The following is a 20,523-nucleotide window of genomic DNA, read 5'->3' on the forward strand; positions in this document are numbered from 1 at the left end:
TTATGAACCACAAGATTTTATTGAGCTTAGTGGCAATTCCTGCAATGGCTAGCTCACTCTTAGCCCTGCCGTTGCTGACCCTCGCTTCTGCGGCGACAGAATCTAGTCAAACTTGGGCAGAAGCGATCGCGACGCCTCTCACAGCCTCCTGCGATCTGCTTGAATCCGAAGCGGTGCAGTCGCTTCGTCCTAGAGATCATGAGACTTTGATTGCCTCTGCTATCAACATTCCTATTGAGTATCCCGAAACCGATTTCAGTGCCGCAGAGAGCGATGCTGCTGTCACACTGTTTGGCTGCGATTGCTCATCTTGCATTAGAGCTTTACAGCAGTTACGCCGTCAAACGCTGCTGAATAATTCAGGGCACTGCTGGTCGGCATTACAAAAACGGGCTACTCAGTCTGAAATGCAGGAAGTATTAGACACTTTGGAAAGTCAGGAGATGAAGGAAGCTGAAGAGGCAAGCCAGAAACCGTAGTTTGAGACTTGCCTCGTCTTATAGCCTCTCATTTCACATAATCTTCTCGCGTTCCCTTAGCCTCGATCGCTTCTCCCATGCGCTTGAGGGCATGGACGTATGCGGCAGTGCGCAGGTCGCAGTTTAGCTCTTGGGCGATCGTCCAAATTAGCTCAGTTTCGCGGGTGATTTTTTCCTCAAGGCGCTGGTTAACCTCTTGGAGTGTCCAGTAGTAGCCACTGCGGTTTTGCACCCACTCGAAGTAGCTGACGGTGACGCCACCCGCATTCACCAAAATGTCGGGGAAAACCTGAATGCCCTTGGCTTCCAGAATGGCATCGGCGGCTGAGGTGATGGGGCCATTGGCTACCTCAAAAATGTAGGAGGCACGAATGCGATCGGCATTTTCAGCCGTGATTTGATTCTCTAATGCAGCCGGGATGAGGAAATCAACCTCTAGCTCCAGCAGTTCAGCATTGGTAACGGCGGTATGGTCAACGTGGTTACAAACCGATCCTTCGCAGTACACCGCCTTGATGCCCCGCGTGGACTCCTTAATTTTGCGAATGCTGGGAATGTCTAAGCCCTGTGGTGAGTAAACGCCCCCCTGAGAGTCGCTGACTGCAACTACCTTGTATCCTGCCCGAAACAGCAGTTCGGCGATCACCGCCCCAGCATTGCCGAAGCCCTGCACCGCAACGGTAGTGTTTTCTGGCTTGCGGTTGAGCTTGGGCATCACGGTTTGAATCACAAAAAATGCGCCCATTGCCGTTGCAGTTTCGCGTCCCAGACTGCCGCCCATGGCGATCGGTTTTCCCGTCACCACGGCGGGGGTAATCTGGCGGCGGATGATGCTGTACTGATCCATCATCCAGCCCATGATCATGGGATTGGTGTAGACATCGGGTGCCGGAATATCAACATCGGGGCCAATGAAGTCGGCGATCGCGTCCACATAGCCTCGGCTCAAGCGCTCTAGTTCAAACTTAGAGAGTTCCTTGGGATTGAGAGTAATGCCGCCTTTTGCTCCACCAAAGGGCAAATTTAGCACGGCGCATTTGAAGGTCATCCAGAAAGCTAGGGACTGCACTTCATCTAGCGTTACGCCTGGGTGAAAGCGCACTCCCCCTTTAGCGGGACCTCGGCTGTCGTCATAGCGGACGCGATAGCCCTGAAACACGCGCAGAGAGCCGTTATCCATGCGGACAGGAATGGAAACCGTCAGACTGGACTTAGGATGCTTCAGTCGCTCGACGGCATCTTCGTGAATCGTGACATAGCGCAAGGCTTTTTTAAGCCGCTGGTTGGCATCGGACAAGAGTGATTCAGACATGAAAATTCCTCTAAGCACTTGTGTTGTAAGGCAACGGTCTAGCTGAAGAGAGTGAGACGTTGCCCGATCGACTAGCTTTATTGTTCCCTACTAAATTGTATCAAAGGCTACTGTTAAAGATCTTAAACAAAAGATTAACCCTGTTAGAAGTCATCCAGGAGTCGAGGCTAAAGGCGCTGCGAGATTAAGGCTTGCTGAAAGGTGTGCGGCTTGGGAAGTCGGCTCTATCTTGTCTGATTAGATTAGATCAAATTAGATCAGACTCAGACAAACTGCACAGAGCGCAAATTGCGCTGACTAGCTTTTCTGGATCAACGGGTTTTGAAATATGTTGCTGAAATCCAGCCGCGATCGCCTGCTGTTGATCGCTCTCTCGCGCGTATGCCGTTAAAGCAATGGCTGGAACTTGCTTTGTCTGTTCTAGCGCCCGAATCTGCCGTATCAGGGCATAGCCATTCATCTCTGGCATTCCTATGTCGCTAACAATGAGGCTAGGAACAAGCTGGTCGATCGATTGTAGTGCCTCGATCGCCGAGAACGTGCTAGTGACCATTGCTCCTGCTTCCTCTAGCACAAACTTCACTAATTCCAGAGAATCCACTTCATCATCCACCACAAGAATGTGAAGCCCCGTTAGCGATCGACGGGCAGATGGCGGCACATTGCCCTGGGACTTGCATTCAGATGTCAATCTCTGTCGCTCTTTCAGCGGAATCTCAACCGTAAACGTCGCACCTTGTCCTTCACCTTGGCTTGTGACTTTTATTCTGCCGCCATGTAGTTCTACAATTTGGCGGGCGATCGCCAATCCTAGCCCCAGCCCACCGAATTTTCGCGTCGTGGCGGCATCTTCTTGACGGAAATGCTCAAACACATAGGGCAAAAAGTCAGGATGGATGCCTTTGCCTGTGTCTATGACTTGGAGTTGCGCATTTGTTCCAGCCTGGGTTAGGACAACGGTGATCTGTCCTCTAGGGGGCGTAAATTTCACCGCATTCGACAGCAAATTCCAGACGACCTGCTGGAGTCGTCCCGCATCGCCCATGACAGACTCAACGGCTGGATCAATCTGGGTTTGCAGGACGATCGACTTAGCATCCATGGCTAACCGCACCGTCTCTAGCGCGGCGTTAATGACAAACTTCAGATCAACAGAGAGCATATTGAGGACTAGCTTGCCGCGCAGAATTCGAGAAATATCGAGCAAGTCGTCAATGAGCTGCATCTGAAGTTTGGCATTGCGATCGATCGTTTCAACCGCCTGAGTGATTTTTTCGCCCTTTAGTTTGCCTTGGCGCAGCAAGCTCGACCAACCCAGAATTGGATTCATCGGCGTACGAAGTTCGTGGGATAAAACCGCAAGAAATTCATCCTTAATCCGGTTGGCGGTTTCTGCCTGCTCTCGTGCAGTCTGCTCCCGTTGCAAGAGCTGCTCCCGTTCTGCTTCAGCCCGTTTTTGCTCAGTAATATTGAGAACGGTACCAATAAAGCGCGTCGCGATCGCATCACTCAGGGCACTGCTAAAGTAAGCCTTTCCCTTGGCTGCAATCCAGCGCTCCACGCCATCTTCTATACCTATCGTCCGGTATTCAATGTCACACTCGCCCCGTATAGCCGGATCGAGGGCGGCAACGACAACATCGTGCGCTCGATCGCGATCTTCCGGGTGCAGACCTGCCAAGAAAATATCATAGTGAACATCGGCGTTCGGCGACAGTCCAAACATCGCTTTACAGCATTCATCCCATTTCAGTTCGCCGCTCGTGGGGTTGAAATCCCAGGTGCCCAGATCTGCGGCATCCAAGGCAAGCCGCAACCGATCTTCTGCTTCTCGCACCCTCATTTCAGCCTGCTTGCGATCGGTAATGTCAATCACAGAACCGATATATCCTTTGAAGGTACCATCCTCTGCAAACCAAGGGCTAGCCGCATCGATCGCCCAGCGATAGTCTCCGTCTTTGCGCCGCAGACGATATTCTAACTGGAAGGCGATCTTGCTGTGGTTAGCCTCCAGAAAAATTTGCTTAGTGATTTCAAAGTCTTCTGGGTGGACTATATTCAGCCAGCCGAATCCTAATCCAGTTGCTTCCGTTTGTCCCGAAAAATCGTACCACCTTTGACTTAGGTAGGTGCAGTAGCCCGTAGGATCTGTCACCCAAATCATCATCGGCGCGTTATCCGCCATGTTGCGAAACCGTTCTTCACTGTTTCGCAATTCCTGTTCAGCGCGTTGACGCTCGATTTCGAGATGTGCTCTCTCACTCACATCCGTCACAAAAACCGCAATGCCATCTTCATCAGGATATACCCGATGGTCAAACCAGCTCTCTAATGGCGGATAATAAACCTCGAACTGCACGAATACCCGTTCATTCATCACTCGGTGGAACTGGTGATAAATCTCTGAATCTATGAGATCTGGAAAGACTTCCCAAAGATTCCTGCCTATCACAGATTCACGGGACATGCCGATGATCTCAAGCTGGCGATCGTTAACGTAGGTGTAGCACCAGTTGCGATCGAAGGTCAAAAATCCTTCCTGCAAGTTTGACAAGATGCGGTCAAGATTGGCTCTAACCGCTTGGGCTTCAAACTGCAAAGCCTGTTCACGCTCTCGTGCCGTCTGCCGCAATTTGGCGAGCTTGAGCGTAGCCTCCACTCGCGCCATTAGCTCACGGGCAGAGAAAGGCTTGATCAGGTAATCATCAGCCCCGGCGGTCAGTCCTTCAATTCGGGCTTCTTCACCTGCGCGGGCAGACAGCAAGATGATGGGAATTTCCTGGGTTTGAGGATCGGTTCGGAGCTGTCGTAGCAGCTCAAAGCCATCCATTCGCGGCATCATCACATCCGACAGCACCAAATCCGGGGGATTTTGATGCACCGCATTGAGAGCCGCCATGCCATCAGCAACGGTTTCAACCTGGTAGGTAGAACCCAAAAGCCGCTGAATATAATCGCGCATGTCGGCATTGTCATCGGCAAGCAGGATGCGGGCGGCAGAGAAAGATGGAGAGATCAGAGAAGATTGCTCATAGATTTCTTGTTCCTGAATTTCTTGCTCCTGGATTTCTTGCTCCTGGATTTCTTGCTCACGGATTTTCCTGCCCATAGAAATATCTGCGTAGCCTCTCTCCTGCGGATTCCCAAATGGAATTCTGCTTTGGCTTTCGGGTAGCCAGCGTTGCGCCTCTTCGACATAAGACATGATGCCTAACGCTGTTGAAACCATCGTGCGGTTTGCCTCAATGCGATCGCTGGGCAGATGGCTAGAGCCTGTAGGGAGGGATATTGTGAAGCAACTGCCTTGCCCAAGGATGCTTGTAGCCTCGATCGTGCCGTGATGCAGTTTGACGAGTTCTTGCACTAGAGATAGCCCAATGCCCGAACCTTCAAAACTTCGCCCTTGGGAGCTTTCAACCCGATGAAATCGCTCAAATAACTGTGGTAAATCTGCGGCAGGAATGCCAACTCCTGTATCAATAACTGTTAACTGAACCTGAGTTTTGAGCCACTGTAACCGCACTGTGATTGATCCGGTTAGCGTAAACTTGAAGGCATTGGATAATAGATTGAGAATAATTTTTTCCCACATCTGTCGATCGACATAGACCGCTTCTGGTAAGGGTGGGCACTCCACAACCAACGACATGCCCGCCTGTTCAATCAGCGATCGGAAGGCGCTAGCCAATTCTGCCGTGTAGGTGGCTAGATCCGTTGGCTCATAGACTGCCTGAATTCGTCCAGCTTCAATTCGTGAAAAATCAAGCAGCGTATTCACCAACTTTTGCAATCGCAAGCCGTTGCGCTGCATCAGATTAAATTGCTCTCGTTCAGCAGGCTGCAATCGCTCTTCTAGAGAAGTAGAAAGTTCTCCAAGCGGACTTAAAATTAACGTTAGCGGGGTGCGAAACTCGTGGGAGACGTTGGTGAAAAATAGAGTTTTCGCCCGATCGAGTTCTGCCAGTGCCTCAGAGCGTTTGCGCTCTTCTTCATAGGCGTTAGCGTTGGCAACGCTAGCGGAAATTTGTCCCGCTATCAGCCCCATAAAGCTGCGGTAGTTCTTATCAAATAGCCTCAGCGGGTTTAGCCCCGCGATTAGAATGCCCGATCGCCCTGTTGATCCTGAAGGCGCGATCGGCACTACCACAGCCTGATGCGGGACTCGATCCCAGGCTCCTGTGGGCAGGTCTGCTAATTCAGTGGGCATCGTCATCAGAACGGGCTTCTGGGTCTGAACCGCCTCGGCAAAGGGCCAGACAGTATCGGCATTCAGATCAACCGTTTCTAGAACAGCAGGGTGAGTGCGATCGATGCCGCTCAATGCTGCGAGAACCACGTGATGTCGATCGGCATCGACTAGATAAATCATCGCAAAGGGCAGATCATGCCGATTGGTTTCCAGGCATCTGGCACTCAAGGTACAGGCTTCGTCAAACGTCCGGGCATCGGCGGTACGGGCTGCCAATTCTCGCAAGAGCGCCAGCTGTCGTTCGCCAATAATCCGCTGCGTATCATCCGTGTTGGCGCAGATAATGCCGCCTGGATTCCCCTGATCGTCTGGGATGGGGCTGTAGGAAAATGTGTAGTAGGTTTCTTCGGGGTAGCCGTTGCGCTCCATGATCAGCAGCAGCGACTCGTCGTAGGTGCCCTCATTGTTGACCATGGCGGATTCGACTCTGGGATACACTTCATCCCAAATCTCCTGCCAGACCTCAGCACCCGGTCGGGCAAACATCGTAGGGTGCTTGCCTCCCATGATGGGGATGTAGGCATCGTTGTAGAGATTCAGTAGCTCCTTGCCCCACCAGACCCACATCGGCTGACTGGAGGTGAGCATAATCCTCACGGCAGCCTTGAGGCTCTGTGACCAAGTTTCGACTGCTCCCAGCGGAGTTTTTGACCAGTCCTGCGATCGCATTCGCCTCGCCATCTCGCCATTGCCTGCGAAAAGCTGATCGATTTGATGAGAGTCGCTCATGCTACGGTTCCTCATGCTGCCCCTCAGGACAGAACAAAAGTTTGCAAATAGTGGGCAGAAGGAAGTCTCATGAGAATTTCCCCATTCAAAACATGAAACTCCATGAATCAGACTACTGCAACCCCCAAAAGATTGCAGCCCTATTTAGACTAACAATTCTCAAAGAGGACTCGAATCGGAGTCGAGCGATCGGCTAAGAGTAGATTACGAGCATGGCGAAAGAAAGGGAATACCCCATACCTGCCAGATCAGGATGGGCGTCAGCACCGTCCAAAATAGGGCATTACCCAAAGCAACTTGTCCAGCAATATTCATAGGTAGCTTCAGGAAAGATTGCAAAATCCAGCGATCGAGCGGCAAAATCAGCAGCCACATGAACGCCATCCAGGCTAATCCTAACCAAAACAAAATCCACTTCAAGTTGCTGTTAAAGCGAGTAAAAAATTGATCGATAAATAGCGTAGACAAACTGCCGACCTGTCCCGGCAGAATCACCCCACCCGTCTGCAATGCGGCTTTAGCTAGATCAATATCCTTAAGGTTTTGCACCCAATCGGCTGTGACGAGCAAGACATTAATGCGAGTTTTGCTGGCTTTAGCCGTTTGAATCGTCAGATCTTCAATGCGATCGCCCGTTCCATCTGTCACCAGCAAAACTTCTTTGCAGCCTGAAGGCAGACTATTTAAGGCTTTCTGACTCTCTTGCAAGGCGGCATTGACGTTGGTGCTGCCCGGAAGCAGTCGCTGGCTCAGGCTTGGGTCGGCAAGGGTTTGAGTCAGAGCAGCTTGCACCTGGGCGCTATCTGACTCAAAGGCAGGTGTGAGGGGAACCACCAACGCACCAAATCCGAAGACCTGTACGGTATTTGGACGTTTCAGCTTGGCGTTTTCCGTCAAGTACGATCGCACCGCTTCCAATTCCTGATTGACGATCGTATTGGGGGCATTAAACGCCTGATTTTCGTAGGTGCTACTGCTGAGATCAAGAGCGATCGCTGCTGCAACATTTGGTCTGCCCCAGCCCAAGAGCCAGAACAACAGCGCCGCCAGTAAGCAAAGCGTCAGCAAAATCAGCGGAATTTGAAATAGCGGATAGAGCCACAGGGCACGGCGACGGCTATACACGGGGATGAGGGAGATGGGGAATGGGGAGTCTCTACTGGAAGAATAGACTAGATCGGGTACGTCCAGATCGATCTTCTCTGTGTCTGTCGCTTCCCAAATCTTACAATTGTGTTGCTATTGTTATGGTCTGTGTTGTTATTGCCAGGTGCAAAGAGAACACGTATGGTAACTCCCTCTAAAATTCATCAGTATCAAGTTGAAGTGAGATGGACAGGAAATACAGGACAGGGAACAGCTAGTTACCAGACCTACGATCGCGCCCATGAAATCTCTGTTGTTGGGAAACCCAGTATTTCCGGTTCTGCTGATCCTCAGTTTCGGGGCGACCCCGCCCGATATAATCCAGAAGAACTGCTGGTTGCCTCAATATCTACTTGCCATATGCTTTGGTATCTTCACTTGTGTACTGATGCCAAAATTGTTGTGACTAAATATGTGGATAATCCGATCGGTTTTATGATTGAAACTAACGAAGGGGGAGGAAGGTTCACCGAAGTTATCCTCAAGCCTATCGTTACCCTAACAGCTGACAGCGATTTAGCATTGGCGAACCGCCTGCATGATAAAGCACATCATCTCTGCTTTATTGCCAACTCAATGAATTTTCCAATCCGTTGTGAGTCTTTATTGCAAACATAAAAACGATCGCTCTAATTAACCTCCGCCCTACAATTTAGAGAAGATTGCCAGAAGGAATGTTCTTGTCCTGCAACCAGCTTTACTCGATCGTCAGCCTCTACTATCCAGCTCTGTGCTTCAGTCATGGCAGGCTGAACAGGAAGCGCGATCGTAGTAGAAGTGTAGATAGGATAGCCTTGGCGATCGCTTAAGTCGATGCTCTGCGGCAGCCGCAGATCTTGCCAGACGATACTGCTATTCAAAGCCTGATCGGGTGATTCGGGTACACCTCCTCGTCCTGAAATGGTAAAAGAGTTTTCTTGATGGCGATCGCAAGCGCTGACAATTTGAACCCTCGAATCAACGGTTTCTAGCAACTCAAATAGTCTCACATTAGGGCTGGCGGATGACATATTCTGTCTTGTAATTCCATTGAGATTTGTTCCTGCTCCAGAGGCTGCTGTGATATCGCTGTTGGGAGCCAACTGATCTCGAAACTCAATGCCAAAAAATCCTTGACTATTGATTACGACCCGTCCATTCTGAACGTTGATCTCATTTGCGGTCGTGCCATTATTTCTCTGGGCGATCGAAAGATCCGTGGCGATCGCACTATCCCATCCTGCGTTATTTCCTTGCGCATTTGTAGTAAATCCACTGGCTGCACCGAGAATCAGATCATGACCTCCATCTACCACCTGTAAACGGTCGATTGTAATGCTCAAATTGCTGCCTCTGACCGTTGCAGCCGCATTAACATCGGTGTATAAACTGCTGCCAAACAGGACTGTGCCGGATTGCATATCGGTTGCTACTCCTGAAATCATCACGGAGTCTGAAGCGTTTACGGTCAGCTGACCGCCCAGTTCTGTGCCAAGTGTTTGCACCAGAAAGCTAGACCCTCCGGTGAGGCTGACCTGTCTTCCCTGAACCTGAATGGTGCCGCCGCCGCTGCTGCTAACAGAGGCTCCCTGAGAGAGCTGAACCGTTCCAAATCTCGCCCGGTTGCCTCTAATCGGGGCATAGTCGATCGCCCAGTCATTGGGATCAATCCGCACTGTTCCCTGACCCACCACGCTACCCAGCTCAATGCGTCCTCCTGCCGTTGTCAGATGTCCCCCCTGCAAGATGACATCGCCCCCCACTAGCGCCAGAGTTTGTCCGGGCTGCACCTGAAGACCTGCGGCTCCGACAGATTGACCGATCGCAAAAGCGCTTAGATCTAATCTGAGCTGATTTCCTGTTCCCTGAACGCGAATTGACCCAGGAGCCGTACCAAACTGTAGCCCGATCGGAGTGCTGACCGTGAGTAAAGGAGAGTTCTGGGGGGCGATCGCGTTAAATTCGCTGCCGTCTGCAAATTGGAGGCTGTTGGCTGTGCTGCCGACAAAAGATCCACCAATGTCAAGCTGGGCATTGGCACCAAACACAATGCCGTTGGGATTCAGCAAAAATAAGTTGGCGTTACCGTTGGCACGAATTAAGCCGTCAATATTGGAGACAGAAGATCCGGTAATGCGCGTAATAATGTTCTGAATATCTGAGGCATTGTTGAAAAATGCGGTTTCACCCGTTGGCACTGAGAATCCCCTGAAGCTATGAAACAGATTACGCCCTTGTGTTGTTCCGCCCGTAATTTCAGAGACGCGCCCTTGGCGATTGACTCTAGAACTGCTGGGCAGAGTATTGTCTGGAACGATCTGTGCCCAAGCAACAGGCTGAATCAGCAAGCCGCAAGCCGCAAGATAGCCTTGAACAGCGATCGCAATTTTGGTCTTCATGGGGAACGACTAGCAAGTTCTTTTTCAAGAATGCCCAAGTTGGGCGATCGACTGCCCTGACGAAACTTAAAATGCCAAAATGTTGATTGATGAGTTCTTTCACGTTCTCTAGCTTTTGTCCTATGCTTGTAATTAAGGCTTTTTGGCAACGCCTTTTTAACAGAATCTAAAGCATAGGTCTGCCGCGATCGTCGGCATGTGCTTTGAGCGCAGAGCGGCAATCTAGGTGGTAGCAGATTGGATCAGCCTACATATTCATTAACAACGCAAAATCGGCAGCATTCTAGCGACTGGTCATGGCGCTTCTGGTACGCCGTGCCGCTCTATCCGTACGGCAAACGGCGAACTCTGCGAACAGAAATTATTAAAAACACGCTCTGGACTTTCGATCAGATTCAGGGGATTTTCTACGTCGTTGTGCCCATTCGCATGACGATCGTCAAACTTGAAACGGGCGGTCTGTTGGTCTATGCGCCGATCGCTCCTACCCGCGAATGTCTTCGGCTAGTCAATGAAATTGCTGCCGAGCATGGTGCAGTCAAATACATCATTCTGCCCACCGTTTCGGGCATTGAACACAAAGTTTTTGTGGGGCCTTTTGCCCGCAGGTTTCCCCATGCCCAAGTCTTCGTCGCTCCGCACCAGTGGAGTTTCCCCCTTAATCTGCCTTTGAGCTGGCTAGGTCTACCTGCAAAACGCACTCAAATCTTGCCTTCAGACAGCAGCCAAGCTCCCTTCGCCGATGAATTTGACTACGCAATTTTAGGCCCCATTCACCTAGGGTTAGGACCTTTTGAAGAAGTTGTCTTTTTTCATCGGCGATCGCGTACCCTGCTCGTGACCGATACTATTCTATCCGTGCCCATAGAACCTCCAGCGATCGTGCAGATTGATCCGACTGCGCTGCTGTTTCACGCAAAAGATCACGTCTTTGATACCGTCGAAGATACTCCTGACAACCGCCGTAAAGGCTGGCAGAGGATGGCGCTTTTCGCTTTCTACTTTCGCCCTAGCGCTATCCAAATCACCAAAATTGGACAGTCAGTCCGAGAGGCGCTTCAAGCTCCCGATCGCTCCAAGTCGGCGTACTTCGGCTGGTTTCCCTTCCAATGGAAACCTGACTGGCAGCAATCGTTTCAGGCTTTGCAGGGCAACGGGCGGCTATTTGTTGCGCCCATCTTGCAGGCGCTGATTCTGAATCGAGCGTCCCAGGCTACGATCGACTGGGCAAACCATGTCGCAAGCTGGAACTTTCAGCGAATCATTCCCTGTCACTTAGACTCGCCCTTAGAAGCAGACCCACAGCAGTTCCGGCAAGCCTTCGCTTTCTTAGAAAAGGATGCTCCTGAAGAGTTGCTTCTACCTGAAGTGGATTTTGAGCTGCTTAGAGAAGTAGAGGCTGGTTTGCTCCGTCGGGGGATTACGCCGCCACCAGAGGGGAAGGTTTAGATGAGTGGATGGGAGTGGATGGGTTGATGAAAGTGGATGGGTTGATGAAGAGTCCTTACAGCGACTCATCTACCCCCACTCATCCACCCCCCACTCATTCACCCATTCACCCCCTTCTCCTGTACGCTAGATCTACCTTATTTCGATCGCTCCTTTCCCATGAAACCGCGCTCCAGCTATCTGCAACTGCTGCCTTACTTACGTCCCCACTGGCAGACGATCGCTAGAGCGCTAGTCTGCACGGTCATTTTTACGGTATGTTGGCCCATCCTGGCGGCATTGGCGGGTCAGCTCTTGGGGTTTTTGGTGAAGGGCAATGTTGCAGCTCTGGCGCGTGGGGCAGGCGTGGTGGCAGGCGTGTTTTTTGTGCAGAAATTGGCGCAGTATGGGCAAGATTCGCTGATGGCAAAAGCCGCGTTGGCGATCGCTCTGGACTTGCGTAATCGGGTGTATGCCCATCTGCAAAGCCTTAGCCTTAGCTACTTTGAGCGATCGCAGACGGGAGACTTGTCCTATCGACTGACCGAAGACATCGATCGGATTGGGGAAGCGGTCAATAAGGTGTTTCATGACACCACGCCCTGTATCTTGCAGCTCGTCGCGGTATTCGGCTACATGGTGTACCTCAACTGGCAGCTTACTCTGGCAAGCCTGATTGTGGTACCGCTCCTAGGGCTGTTGATTAGCTGGTTTGGCGAACGGATGCTGATGTTTTCTCGCCACAGCCAAAATCTGGTGTCCGACCTGTCTTCTCTGCTCACAGAGGTGTTCAGCGGCATTCGGCTGGTGCGAGCTTTTGCAGCAGAAGAGTATGAGATCGATCGCTTTGGTATCGAAGCCGAGCGCAACCGTCAGGCAAAATATGAGGCGGCTTGGCTTCAGGCGGTGCAGTTTCCGGCAGTGGGCTTCCTTTATGCCTTGAGCGTCCTGCTGCTGCTGATTTTGGGCGGCTGGCAGATTTCTACGGGTAACCTGACGGGCGAACAGTTCGGCAGTTATGTGGTTGCCGTCGCCATGCTGGTAGACCCGATCGCCCACCTCACCGAAAACTACAATATGTTCAAGCAGGGTCAAGCCTCAGTTGACCGCATTTTTGAGCTGCTCTGGATTCAGCCGGGAGTCGTTGAGAAACCGGGGGCGATCGTCCTACCCACCGTCACGGGCAAAGTCGAGTACGCCCACGTCAGCTTTCATTACGATGTCGAGCAGCCAGTCCTGCAAGATCTCAGCCTCATGGCATATCCCGGAGAAGCGATCGCCCTAGTGGGGCCATCGGGTGCTGGCAAAACGACGCTGGTGAATCTGCTGCCTCGCTTCTACGACCCGCAAGCCGGGAAAATCCTCATTGACGGCGTAGATATTCGGGACGTGACGCTCCGCAGCCTGCGCCGCCAAATCGGCATTGTGCCCCAAGAAACGACGCTGTTCTCTGGAACGATCGCCCAAAATATCGCCTTCGGACAAAAAGAATTCGATCTTGCCGCTGTCGAGCAAGCGGCAAAAGTCGCCAACGCCCACTCGTTCATCAGCCAGTTCTCTAACGGCTACTATTCTTGGGTGGGCGAACGCGGCGTGAACCTGTCAGGGGGGCAAAAACAGCGAATTGCGATCGCCCGTGCCGTTCTGCTCAATCCCCGCATCCTGATTCTGGATGAAGCTACCTCTGCCCTGGACTCCGAGTCGGAGGCATTGGTGCAGGAGGCATTGGAGCGGCTGATGCAAAACCGCACCGTGTTCATTATTGCCCACCGACTGGCAACCGTCCGCCGCGCCGATCGCATTCTAGTCATTGAGCAGGGTCAAATGGTGGAGTCGGGCACCCACGAGCAGCTCTTGGAAAGGGGCGATCGGTATGCCAAATTTTATGCTCAGCAGTTTCAGTAAAGAGAGCCGATAAGGGGACAAATTGCAGAAACTTCCAATCCTCTCTAAAGATCATGAAATCGTCTAATATTGCATTAACAGAGAAGCGTTCTGCAAGCCCCCATGTATCTCTCCTTTCAGTGAATAGTGATCAATATGATTAGAAAAATCCTAATCCTGACCGCAAGTCCCAAAGATGCTGAAAGGTTACAGGTGCATCAAGAGATACAAAGCATTCAAGACAAGCTGAGAGGTGACAGGTTAACACATCCAAAGAAACATTGCCAATTTGAGATTGTTTTAAAGTGTGCACGACCCGGTACCTTGCTAGATGACATTGAAAATGAAAAACCAGAAATCATTCATTTTGGTGGTCATGGGACTGAAGAAGGGCTTCTCTTAGAGGATGATAATGGACACTCTCACCCAGTAAGTAATGCAGCTTTAAAGAGATTGTTTCAGCTTGTTGGGAATGATGTAAAGTGCGTAATATTGAATTCTTGCCACTCAAAAGAGCTTGCTAAATCTATTAGTGAATACGTTCCCTATGTCATTGGTATGGAAGGGGCAATACTCGATAGGACAGCGATCGCATTTGCCAGCGGTTTTTACAAGGCTTTAGGCGATGGCAAAGCCATTGAATCTGCGTTTGATCGGGGAAGTATAGCAGCTCATTTTTTTGATAAAGGCGAGGTTATAGAACTCTTTAAACAGAAATCCCTCAACAGGCTTGAGAAAATTTGGAACAACACGCAACACTTTGTTGCCAGGACTTTAGACTTTGTGAGGTATCGAATAGGACAACGATTTCTACTCTTGATAGGTTTGATTTGTGTTGGTATTTCAGTAGCACTCCTACTACCTGGCATTAGCGGAGATAGATATAACTCTCTACAGGCTGTATCTGAAGCACTCTGTAGCGATCAAGTAGGTCAGGGTGTGGTGGATAGTGAAATTGTCCCGTCTTCTCAAGAAAAAGGGCTAATCAGTAGTGGAGAAACGGTGCTCTTGACCTACAGAATAAACTCTGATCTTGTGAGAAGGGGCGCTGTTGCTTTCAAACAAGCAGAGCAAGGAGACCAAAATTATGAGTCGGCAATATCCCTTTTCAGAGAGGCGATTAAGAGAGATAAAAGTAATCCAGAACCTTACGTTTATCTAAACAATGCGATAGCACGAAATCAAGCTAGAGAACAAACTCGCAAGCCTTATGTTTTAGTAGCTGCAATACCTGCAAGCAGCGATACCAGAAGAAACCGAGCTGAGGAAATGCTGCGCGGCATTGTGGATGCTCAGGCTTGTTTTAATGGTACGGCTCAAAAGAATTGCTCTGATAATCCCAAAGAATATTTATTGGAAGTTAAGTTAGTAGATGATGCAAATGATCCAGAAGAAGTGGTTCCCAAAGTTGCTAGAGAAATCGCCCAAAATAGAGACGTTGTAGGTGTGATTGGGCACTTCTCTAGCAATGCTACTAAAGTTGCCTTACCTATCTATGAACGATATAGGTTAGGCGTAATTTCTCCAACGAGCACCAGTTCAGATCTAAAAAGCGAGTTTTTTTTCAGAACCACTGTCTCTAGTCGGGTTTATGGGAAAAAGATTGTTGATCAGATCAGAAAGTATGACTTCAAGCAGGTCATTGGTTTTATCGATCCTTTAGATGATTACAGCCGTAATCAATGGAATGAAGTTGAGAAGCTACTTCAGGCAGACGGCATCCGTTCTGATGCAATTGAGCTAAGCGATCAAGCAGCAGAACAAAAGATTGATCGCCTCAATTCAAATGAGGATTATGCGTATGTCTTGATTCCCCCTTCAACTCGCACGGACAAGTTTACGTCTGATGCTGAGATTTTTCAGAAATCTGCCAGAATTGCCGAAAAGCTTTCGCAGAAGCGCGGCAGTCTTTTTATCGGAGGAACTACGTTATACTCCTCTACAACCTTAGCTCCGAACGGTTCAGCGTTTGAAGGGATGGTCGTGATTGCTCCTTGGTTTGCTCGATCCTCTGCTGAAGCTGAAGCGTATGCCGAAATAGCGGCGGATAAGTGGGGAGGGCAGGTTAACTGGGCTACTGCTAGCAGTTATGATGCCACCCAAGCATTCACGAGCGCACTGTCCTCAATTGACGAAACTCTAAACAGAGATGAATTGCGCGGCAGTATTGTCAATGCATTGAGATCTGTCACTCTCTCTCCTCCTCGCACTTCGGGAACTCCACTCCAATTTGATGGTGAACGTGAACCCACTAAAGAGCCACTGTTAGTCAGAGTGGTGCGAGGTCGAGATTGTTCACCAATTAGGGAAGGATATGTTTTTCAGATGCTTCCTAACTCATGATTTCTGCTTCTTGATTAGTTTGGACTACCGAGATTTAGAGAATTATCTGGTGGTCGAGCAGGATTAACCAGTAATTTTCGAGAAGGGCGATCGCTCTGCAAAATTCTATACTCAGCAGTTCTAGTAAGAGTATGGGGGAGGAGCGATCGATCGATTCGTGGTCAGTCTACTCTGGCTAAATGTCTTGACGACCCATCCACAGCCGCAAAATATTCTATCCTTACCTGTTTCTTAGCGATTTCTTAACCTTGACAAAGTTGTTGGATGTTATTGATCAAAGGGGTAAGCAACAATAGGAACCGTTAGCCCATGTCCTCACGACATCCTGACATTGTTTTTCTGGTGTTAGACACCCAGAGGAGCGATCGCCTCTCCTGCTATGGTCACACCAGAGAAACTTCTCCTCATCTAGATGCGTTTGCGGCAGATGCAGCTCTATTCAGCAATGCGGTTTCTGCGGCTCAGTGGACGGTGCCCTCTCATGCCTCTATGTTTACCGGGCTGTATCCCTCTGCCCATCAGATGTTGCAATCCTACTCTGTTTTGCCCGATCACATCACAACACTCGCAGAACGGCTGAGCTTGGGGGGATATTTCACCGCTGGATTTTGTAATAATCCTTTGGTGGGCGTCATCAATAATGGCTTACGCCGGGGCTTCTACAGCTTTCTCAATTACAGCGGACTGCTTACCTCACGCCCAAACCAGGTGGGCATTCCTTCAGGATGGCTCGATCAGTACCGTCAGTCATTCAAACAGGTTGTGGCAGGCGCTTTGAATCAGGTTCAGGATGCTTTTGCCCGATCCGATGCACTGCTGGCGTTTTCTCTCACCCCACTGATGGTGCCTATCTGGCAAACGGCTTTGAGCTTCAAAGGCAATACGGGCAAGTCTTTGGATGATGCGGCTCAGCTATTGATTGAGCGAAAAGGGTTGACCCAAGAGCAGCCCATTTTCGCCTTCATCAATCTGATGGGGACGCATATGCCCTATCATCCGCCTCGGCACTATGTCGAACGGTTTGCGCCCCATGTGCTACGAGATAAGGCAGCACAGCATTATTTGCGGCACTTCAATGGAGACATTTATGGGTGGCTAGCGCCTTTGGTCGGTGAGCTAGACGATCGCCAGAAAGCGACCTTGGACGGTATGTATGATGCGGAAGTGGCGTATCAGGATGAGCAGGTCGGTCTATTTCTCGATCGCCTCCAACAGAGCGGCAGCCTCGACCAAACGCTGGTGATTGTCTGCTCCGATCACGGAGAGCATCTGGGTGAGAAGCAGTTTATGGGTCATTCTCTGTCGCTCTACAATGAGCTGGTGCAGGTGCCTCTGCTGATTCGTGACCCTGCCGGAAATTTTTCTAAAGGCACAGTCAGAGACGATGTGGTTTCGACGCGGCGCTTGTTTCACACGGTTCTGACAGCCGCAGGTCTGGCGAACGAGATGGAAGAAACCTTGACGCTGGCTCAGAGTCTGGGAATCAATCCTGAGCAGGTTTTCGCTGAAGCGATTCCGCCTCAGAATGTGGTGAATCTGTTGCACAAGCGCCAGCCAGAGCTGGTTTTGGCGCGGGCTTGTGATCAGCCGCGTCGAGCCGTTTGGATTGGCAACCATAAGCTGATTGAAACGGGAACAGATCGCCTGGAGCTGTACGATTTCTGCAATGATCCCGATGAAGCTCTGGATTTAAGCGATATTTTTCCGGAGAATGTTGAGCTGCTTCAAGAATGCCTGCAACAGTTCACGCATCAGACAAACACTGCCGTATCGACCGATCGCGCTCCGGGGTTTGACGATCCAGAAGTGCGGCGACGGTTGCGGGACTTGGGCTACCTGGAAGATTAGGGCACGAAGATTAGGCGCGAAGTAGGCTATGTTTCAAACTAGGACAGCATTATGTATCCTCCTGTTGACCCCATTATTTTTCAGATTGGCCCGATCGCCCTCAGATGGTACGGCGTGCTGATGGCGATCGCAGTGGTGATGGGGTGTCAAATTGCCAGTCGGGAAGTAGTTCGCCGAGGGCAAAAGAGCGATGATTTTTGGGACTTGTTAATCTGGGTGTTGATTCCAGGATTTCTTGGCGCTCGTCTATACTATGTGTTTGTTCAATCCCCACCCGATCGCTTGGGCGAGTACCTATCTAATCCCATTTCCATTCTTCAAGTTTGGAACGGCGGCATTCACATTTTTGGTGGATTTCTATTGGGATCGATCGCCCTCTACCTCTATACCCGAATTCGTCGTTTGCCCACTCTAATATTTCTCGATGCCATTGTCCTGGCGCTGCCTCTGTCGCAGGCGATCGGACGCTGGGGAAATTTCATCAATCAGGAACTCTATGGCCCGCCCACAATATCCCCCCTCGGATTGCGGATTGATGCCCAGCACCGGATTCCTCCCTATGATGACCTCAATGCTTATCCAGAGAGCACTCGCTTTCACCCGCTATTCCTCTACGAGTCGGTCTGGAATCTGATTGGCTTTGGGCTATTGTTCTGGATATCTCGCCGTTTCGCATCCCAGTTGCGAGATGGGGACATAACTTTGCTCTATCTGATTTGGTATCCGCTGGGTCGCTTTTTTATCGAACTTTTGCGGACAGACTCCTGGTTTTTCCCAGGAACGCCTTTCAACGTCGTCCATATTTTGTGTGCGATCGCCATCCTGGGTTCTGCCCTAGCGCTTTATGGGCGACACCGCCCCCTCTCCTCTACCCAGCAAGGGAATTAGCCCATGACCTCGCTATCTGCTTCTAAAGCCCACCCCCCCAAGCTGCTGATCATTGGGCTGGACTGCATGGAACCTTCCCTTGTCTTTGAGCAGTGGCGGCAGGATTTACCCAACCTGTCTCGCCTGATGGCGCAAGGCAGCTACGGGCGATTGGAGAGCAGCATTCCGGCAATCACGGTGCCCGCCTGGAGCTGCATGATGAGCGGACGAGATCCGGGCGAACTGGGCATTTATGGCTTTCGCAATCGCGTCGATCGCAACTATCAGAATATGGCGATCGCGGACGGTCGTGCGGTTAAGGTTCCTCGACTCTGGGACATTTTCGGTGATGCAGGCTGGCGAGTCGCGGTGATTAGTGTACCGGGCACGTTTCCGCCTTATCCTGTAAACGGATCGCTTATTTCTTGTTTTCTGACCCCTAGCCAGGAGGTGCCTTACACCTATCCGCCAGAGCTAGCCGATCAGATTGCCACCTGGATGCCAGACTTTATGCTGGATGTGCCGCACTTTCGATCGGATGAAAAAGACCGAATTCTCAGCAACATTTACACGCTTTGCGATCAGCGCTTTAGTCTTGCCGCAAAGCTAATGGAACAAGACAGTCCTGATGTGCTGATGTTGGTGGATATGGGAGTCGATCGCATCCATCATTCCTTTTGGAAGCCGATGGATAATCGTCATCCGCAGCATATCCCCAACTCTCCCTACGCCAACGCTATTCACGATTATTACTGCCATGTCGATCAGCAAGTCGGACAGTTGATCTCCCAATGTGGTTCTGAAACTGCGGTTTTGATCGTGTCCGATCACGGTGCCCGTCCTCTGATGGGCGGAATTTGCATCAATGAGTGGCTAATGCAGGCAGGATACTTACACCTGAAGGAAAAGCCGACCTCTGCAACTTCTCTCGACAAGCTAGAGGTAGACTGGAGCCAGACCAAAGCCTGGGGTGCAGGTGGCTATTATGGTCGCGTGTTTCTCAACGTTAAAGGGCGAGAGCCTCAAGGCGTGATTCCTTTGGCGAGCTATGAGCAGGATCGATCGCATCTAGCTGAGCAGCTTGCGGCTATTCCTGCCCCTGACGGTCAGCCTCTGGGAACAAAAGTCTTTAAGCCCCAGCAAATCTATCAAAAGGTGAGAGGGATAGCTCCAGACTTGGTGGTGTACTTTGGAGATTTGGCTTGGCGATCGATCGGCACGGTAGGTAATGGAGAAATCTACACCAGCGATAACGACACAGGCCCCGACGATGCTAACCATGCACAGTACGGACTGATGATCTTCCACGACCCACAACAGCCGCAAGGGGGGCAACAAATTGCAGGCGCACAGCTATACGATATTCTCCCTACGCTGTTGTCTCGGTATGACCTGAGCCTGCCGTCTGGGTTGCGGGGTAAAGTTTTGCCTCTCTAGCGCGTGCCGCTGTTTGCGACTAAAAAGTTTTTGCGACACAACCTGCTTGATCGACGGAGTTATGGCTGTCGCCAGTTTGCTTAGTACACGTCACCGCAAAAGGGGTACGGAAATCAAGCTGCCTTGGCAGGAATGGGTTTATACCAATTTAATGTGAAGCCGCATAGAAGAGTGCTTCTAAAATAAAGTTGTAGGACGGAACTGACATCACTTGTTCTACCGTCAGTTGATCAAACAGGTCTTGCCCTCGTTCCCGCAACGCTTGCAAAGAAGGAAATAGCTGATTTTTCAGGGGTCGTTTGAGCAATTGCCAAAATCGTACCCTGCGGGAAGGCTATGCCTACAATGGGGTTGAGTTCGGGACTATGTAGGCGATGTCTCCTGCCATTTGGCGACTGCTCATTGGGGGGATGCGCAAGACTC

Annotated in this window: 13 protein-coding genes; 8 read left to right on the forward strand and 5 right to left on the reverse strand. The window is 50.7% G+C overall.

The window, feature by feature from the left end:
- The first annotated feature begins 44 nt into the window (after positions 1-44).
- Positions 45-479: a hypothetical protein gene (locus AC5JMP_RS15755; RefSeq protein ID WP_495852435.1), complete on the forward strand. Its 435-nt coding sequence runs from the start codon at positions 45-47 to the stop codon at positions 477-479.
- A 28-nt stretch (positions 480-507) separates the two neighbouring features.
- Here the strand turns inward: AC5JMP_RS15755 and AC5JMP_RS15760 are convergent, their stop codons facing one another.
- From AC5JMP_RS15760 to AC5JMP_RS15770, 3 genes are all read right to left on the reverse strand, one after another.
- On the reverse strand, positions 508-1,791 hold the full coding sequence (locus AC5JMP_RS15760; protein WP_495852436.1) for a Glu/Leu/Phe/Val family dehydrogenase: 1,284 nt from the start codon (positions 1,789-1,791) through the stop codon (positions 508-510).
- A 247-nt stretch (positions 1,792-2,038) separates the two neighbouring features.
- Entirely contained in the window at positions 2,039-6,769 is a 4,731-nt protein-coding gene (locus AC5JMP_RS15765) for an ATP-binding protein (RefSeq protein WP_495852437.1), read from the reverse strand.
- A gap of 204 nt (positions 6,770-6,973) precedes the next feature.
- Entirely contained in the window at positions 6,974-7,894 is a 921-nt protein-coding gene (locus tag AC5JMP_RS15770; protein ID WP_495852438.1) for a vWA domain-containing protein, read from the reverse strand.
- A 162-nt stretch (positions 7,895-8,056) separates the two neighbouring features.
- Between AC5JMP_RS15770 and AC5JMP_RS15775 the strand changes: the two genes are divergently transcribed.
- Positions 8,057-8,533, forward strand: coding sequence for an OsmC family protein (locus AC5JMP_RS15775; protein WP_495852439.1), 477 nt, complete (start codon positions 8,057-8,059; stop codon positions 8,531-8,533).
- An 11-nt stretch (positions 8,534-8,544) separates the two neighbouring features.
- Here the strand turns inward: AC5JMP_RS15775 and AC5JMP_RS15780 are convergent, their stop codons facing one another.
- Positions 8,545-10,293 carry a filamentous hemagglutinin N-terminal domain-containing protein gene (locus AC5JMP_RS15780; protein WP_495852440.1) on the reverse strand — a complete coding sequence of 583 codons (1,749 nt, stop codon included), beginning with the start codon at positions 10,291-10,293 and terminating at the stop codon, positions 8,545-8,547.
- Positions 10,294-10,530: 237 nt separating this feature from the next.
- Between AC5JMP_RS15780 and AC5JMP_RS15785 the strand changes: the two genes are divergently transcribed.
- The 6 genes from AC5JMP_RS15785 (at position 10,531) to AC5JMP_RS15810 (ending at position 20,100) form a co-directional block, all read left to right on the forward strand.
- A complete protein-coding gene (locus AC5JMP_RS15785; RefSeq protein ID WP_495852441.1) occupies positions 10,531-11,742 on the forward strand; it encodes a DUF4336 domain-containing protein in 1,212 nt (403 codons plus the stop codon).
- A 159-nt stretch (positions 11,743-11,901) separates the two neighbouring features.
- On the forward strand, positions 11,902-13,626 hold the full coding sequence (locus AC5JMP_RS15790) for an ABC transporter ATP-binding protein (RefSeq protein ID WP_495852442.1): 1,725 nt from the start codon (positions 11,902-11,904) through the stop codon (positions 13,624-13,626).
- Positions 13,627-13,761: 135 nt separating this feature from the next.
- Complete coding sequence (locus tag AC5JMP_RS15795; RefSeq protein ID WP_495852443.1) at positions 13,762-15,948, forward strand: ABC transporter substrate-binding protein; 2,187 nt, start codon at positions 13,762-13,764, stop codon at positions 15,946-15,948.
- A gap of 309 nt (positions 15,949-16,257) precedes the next feature.
- Positions 16,258-17,796, forward strand: a complete 1,539-nt coding sequence (locus AC5JMP_RS15800) for a sulfatase family protein (RefSeq protein ID WP_495852444.1) — start codon at positions 16,258-16,260, stop codon at positions 17,794-17,796.
- A 51-nt stretch (positions 17,797-17,847) separates the two neighbouring features.
- Entirely contained in the window at positions 17,848-18,684 is an 837-nt protein-coding gene (lgt, locus tag AC5JMP_RS15805; RefSeq protein ID WP_495852445.1) for a prolipoprotein diacylglyceryl transferase, read from the forward strand.
- Between the two features lie 3 nt (positions 18,685-18,687).
- Entirely contained in the window at positions 18,688-20,100 is a 1,413-nt protein-coding gene (locus AC5JMP_RS15810) for an alkaline phosphatase family protein (protein ID WP_495852446.1), read from the forward strand.
- A 230-nt stretch (positions 20,101-20,330) separates the two neighbouring features.
- On the opposite strand, the gene AC5JMP_RS15815 is transcribed toward AC5JMP_RS15810, so the two are convergent.
- Positions 20,331-20,523: hypothetical protein (locus AC5JMP_RS15815; protein WP_495852447.1), on the reverse strand; the 193-nt coding region annotated here is incomplete at its 5' end.

The sequence above is a fragment of the Drouetiella sp. genome, assembly GCF_059504425.1.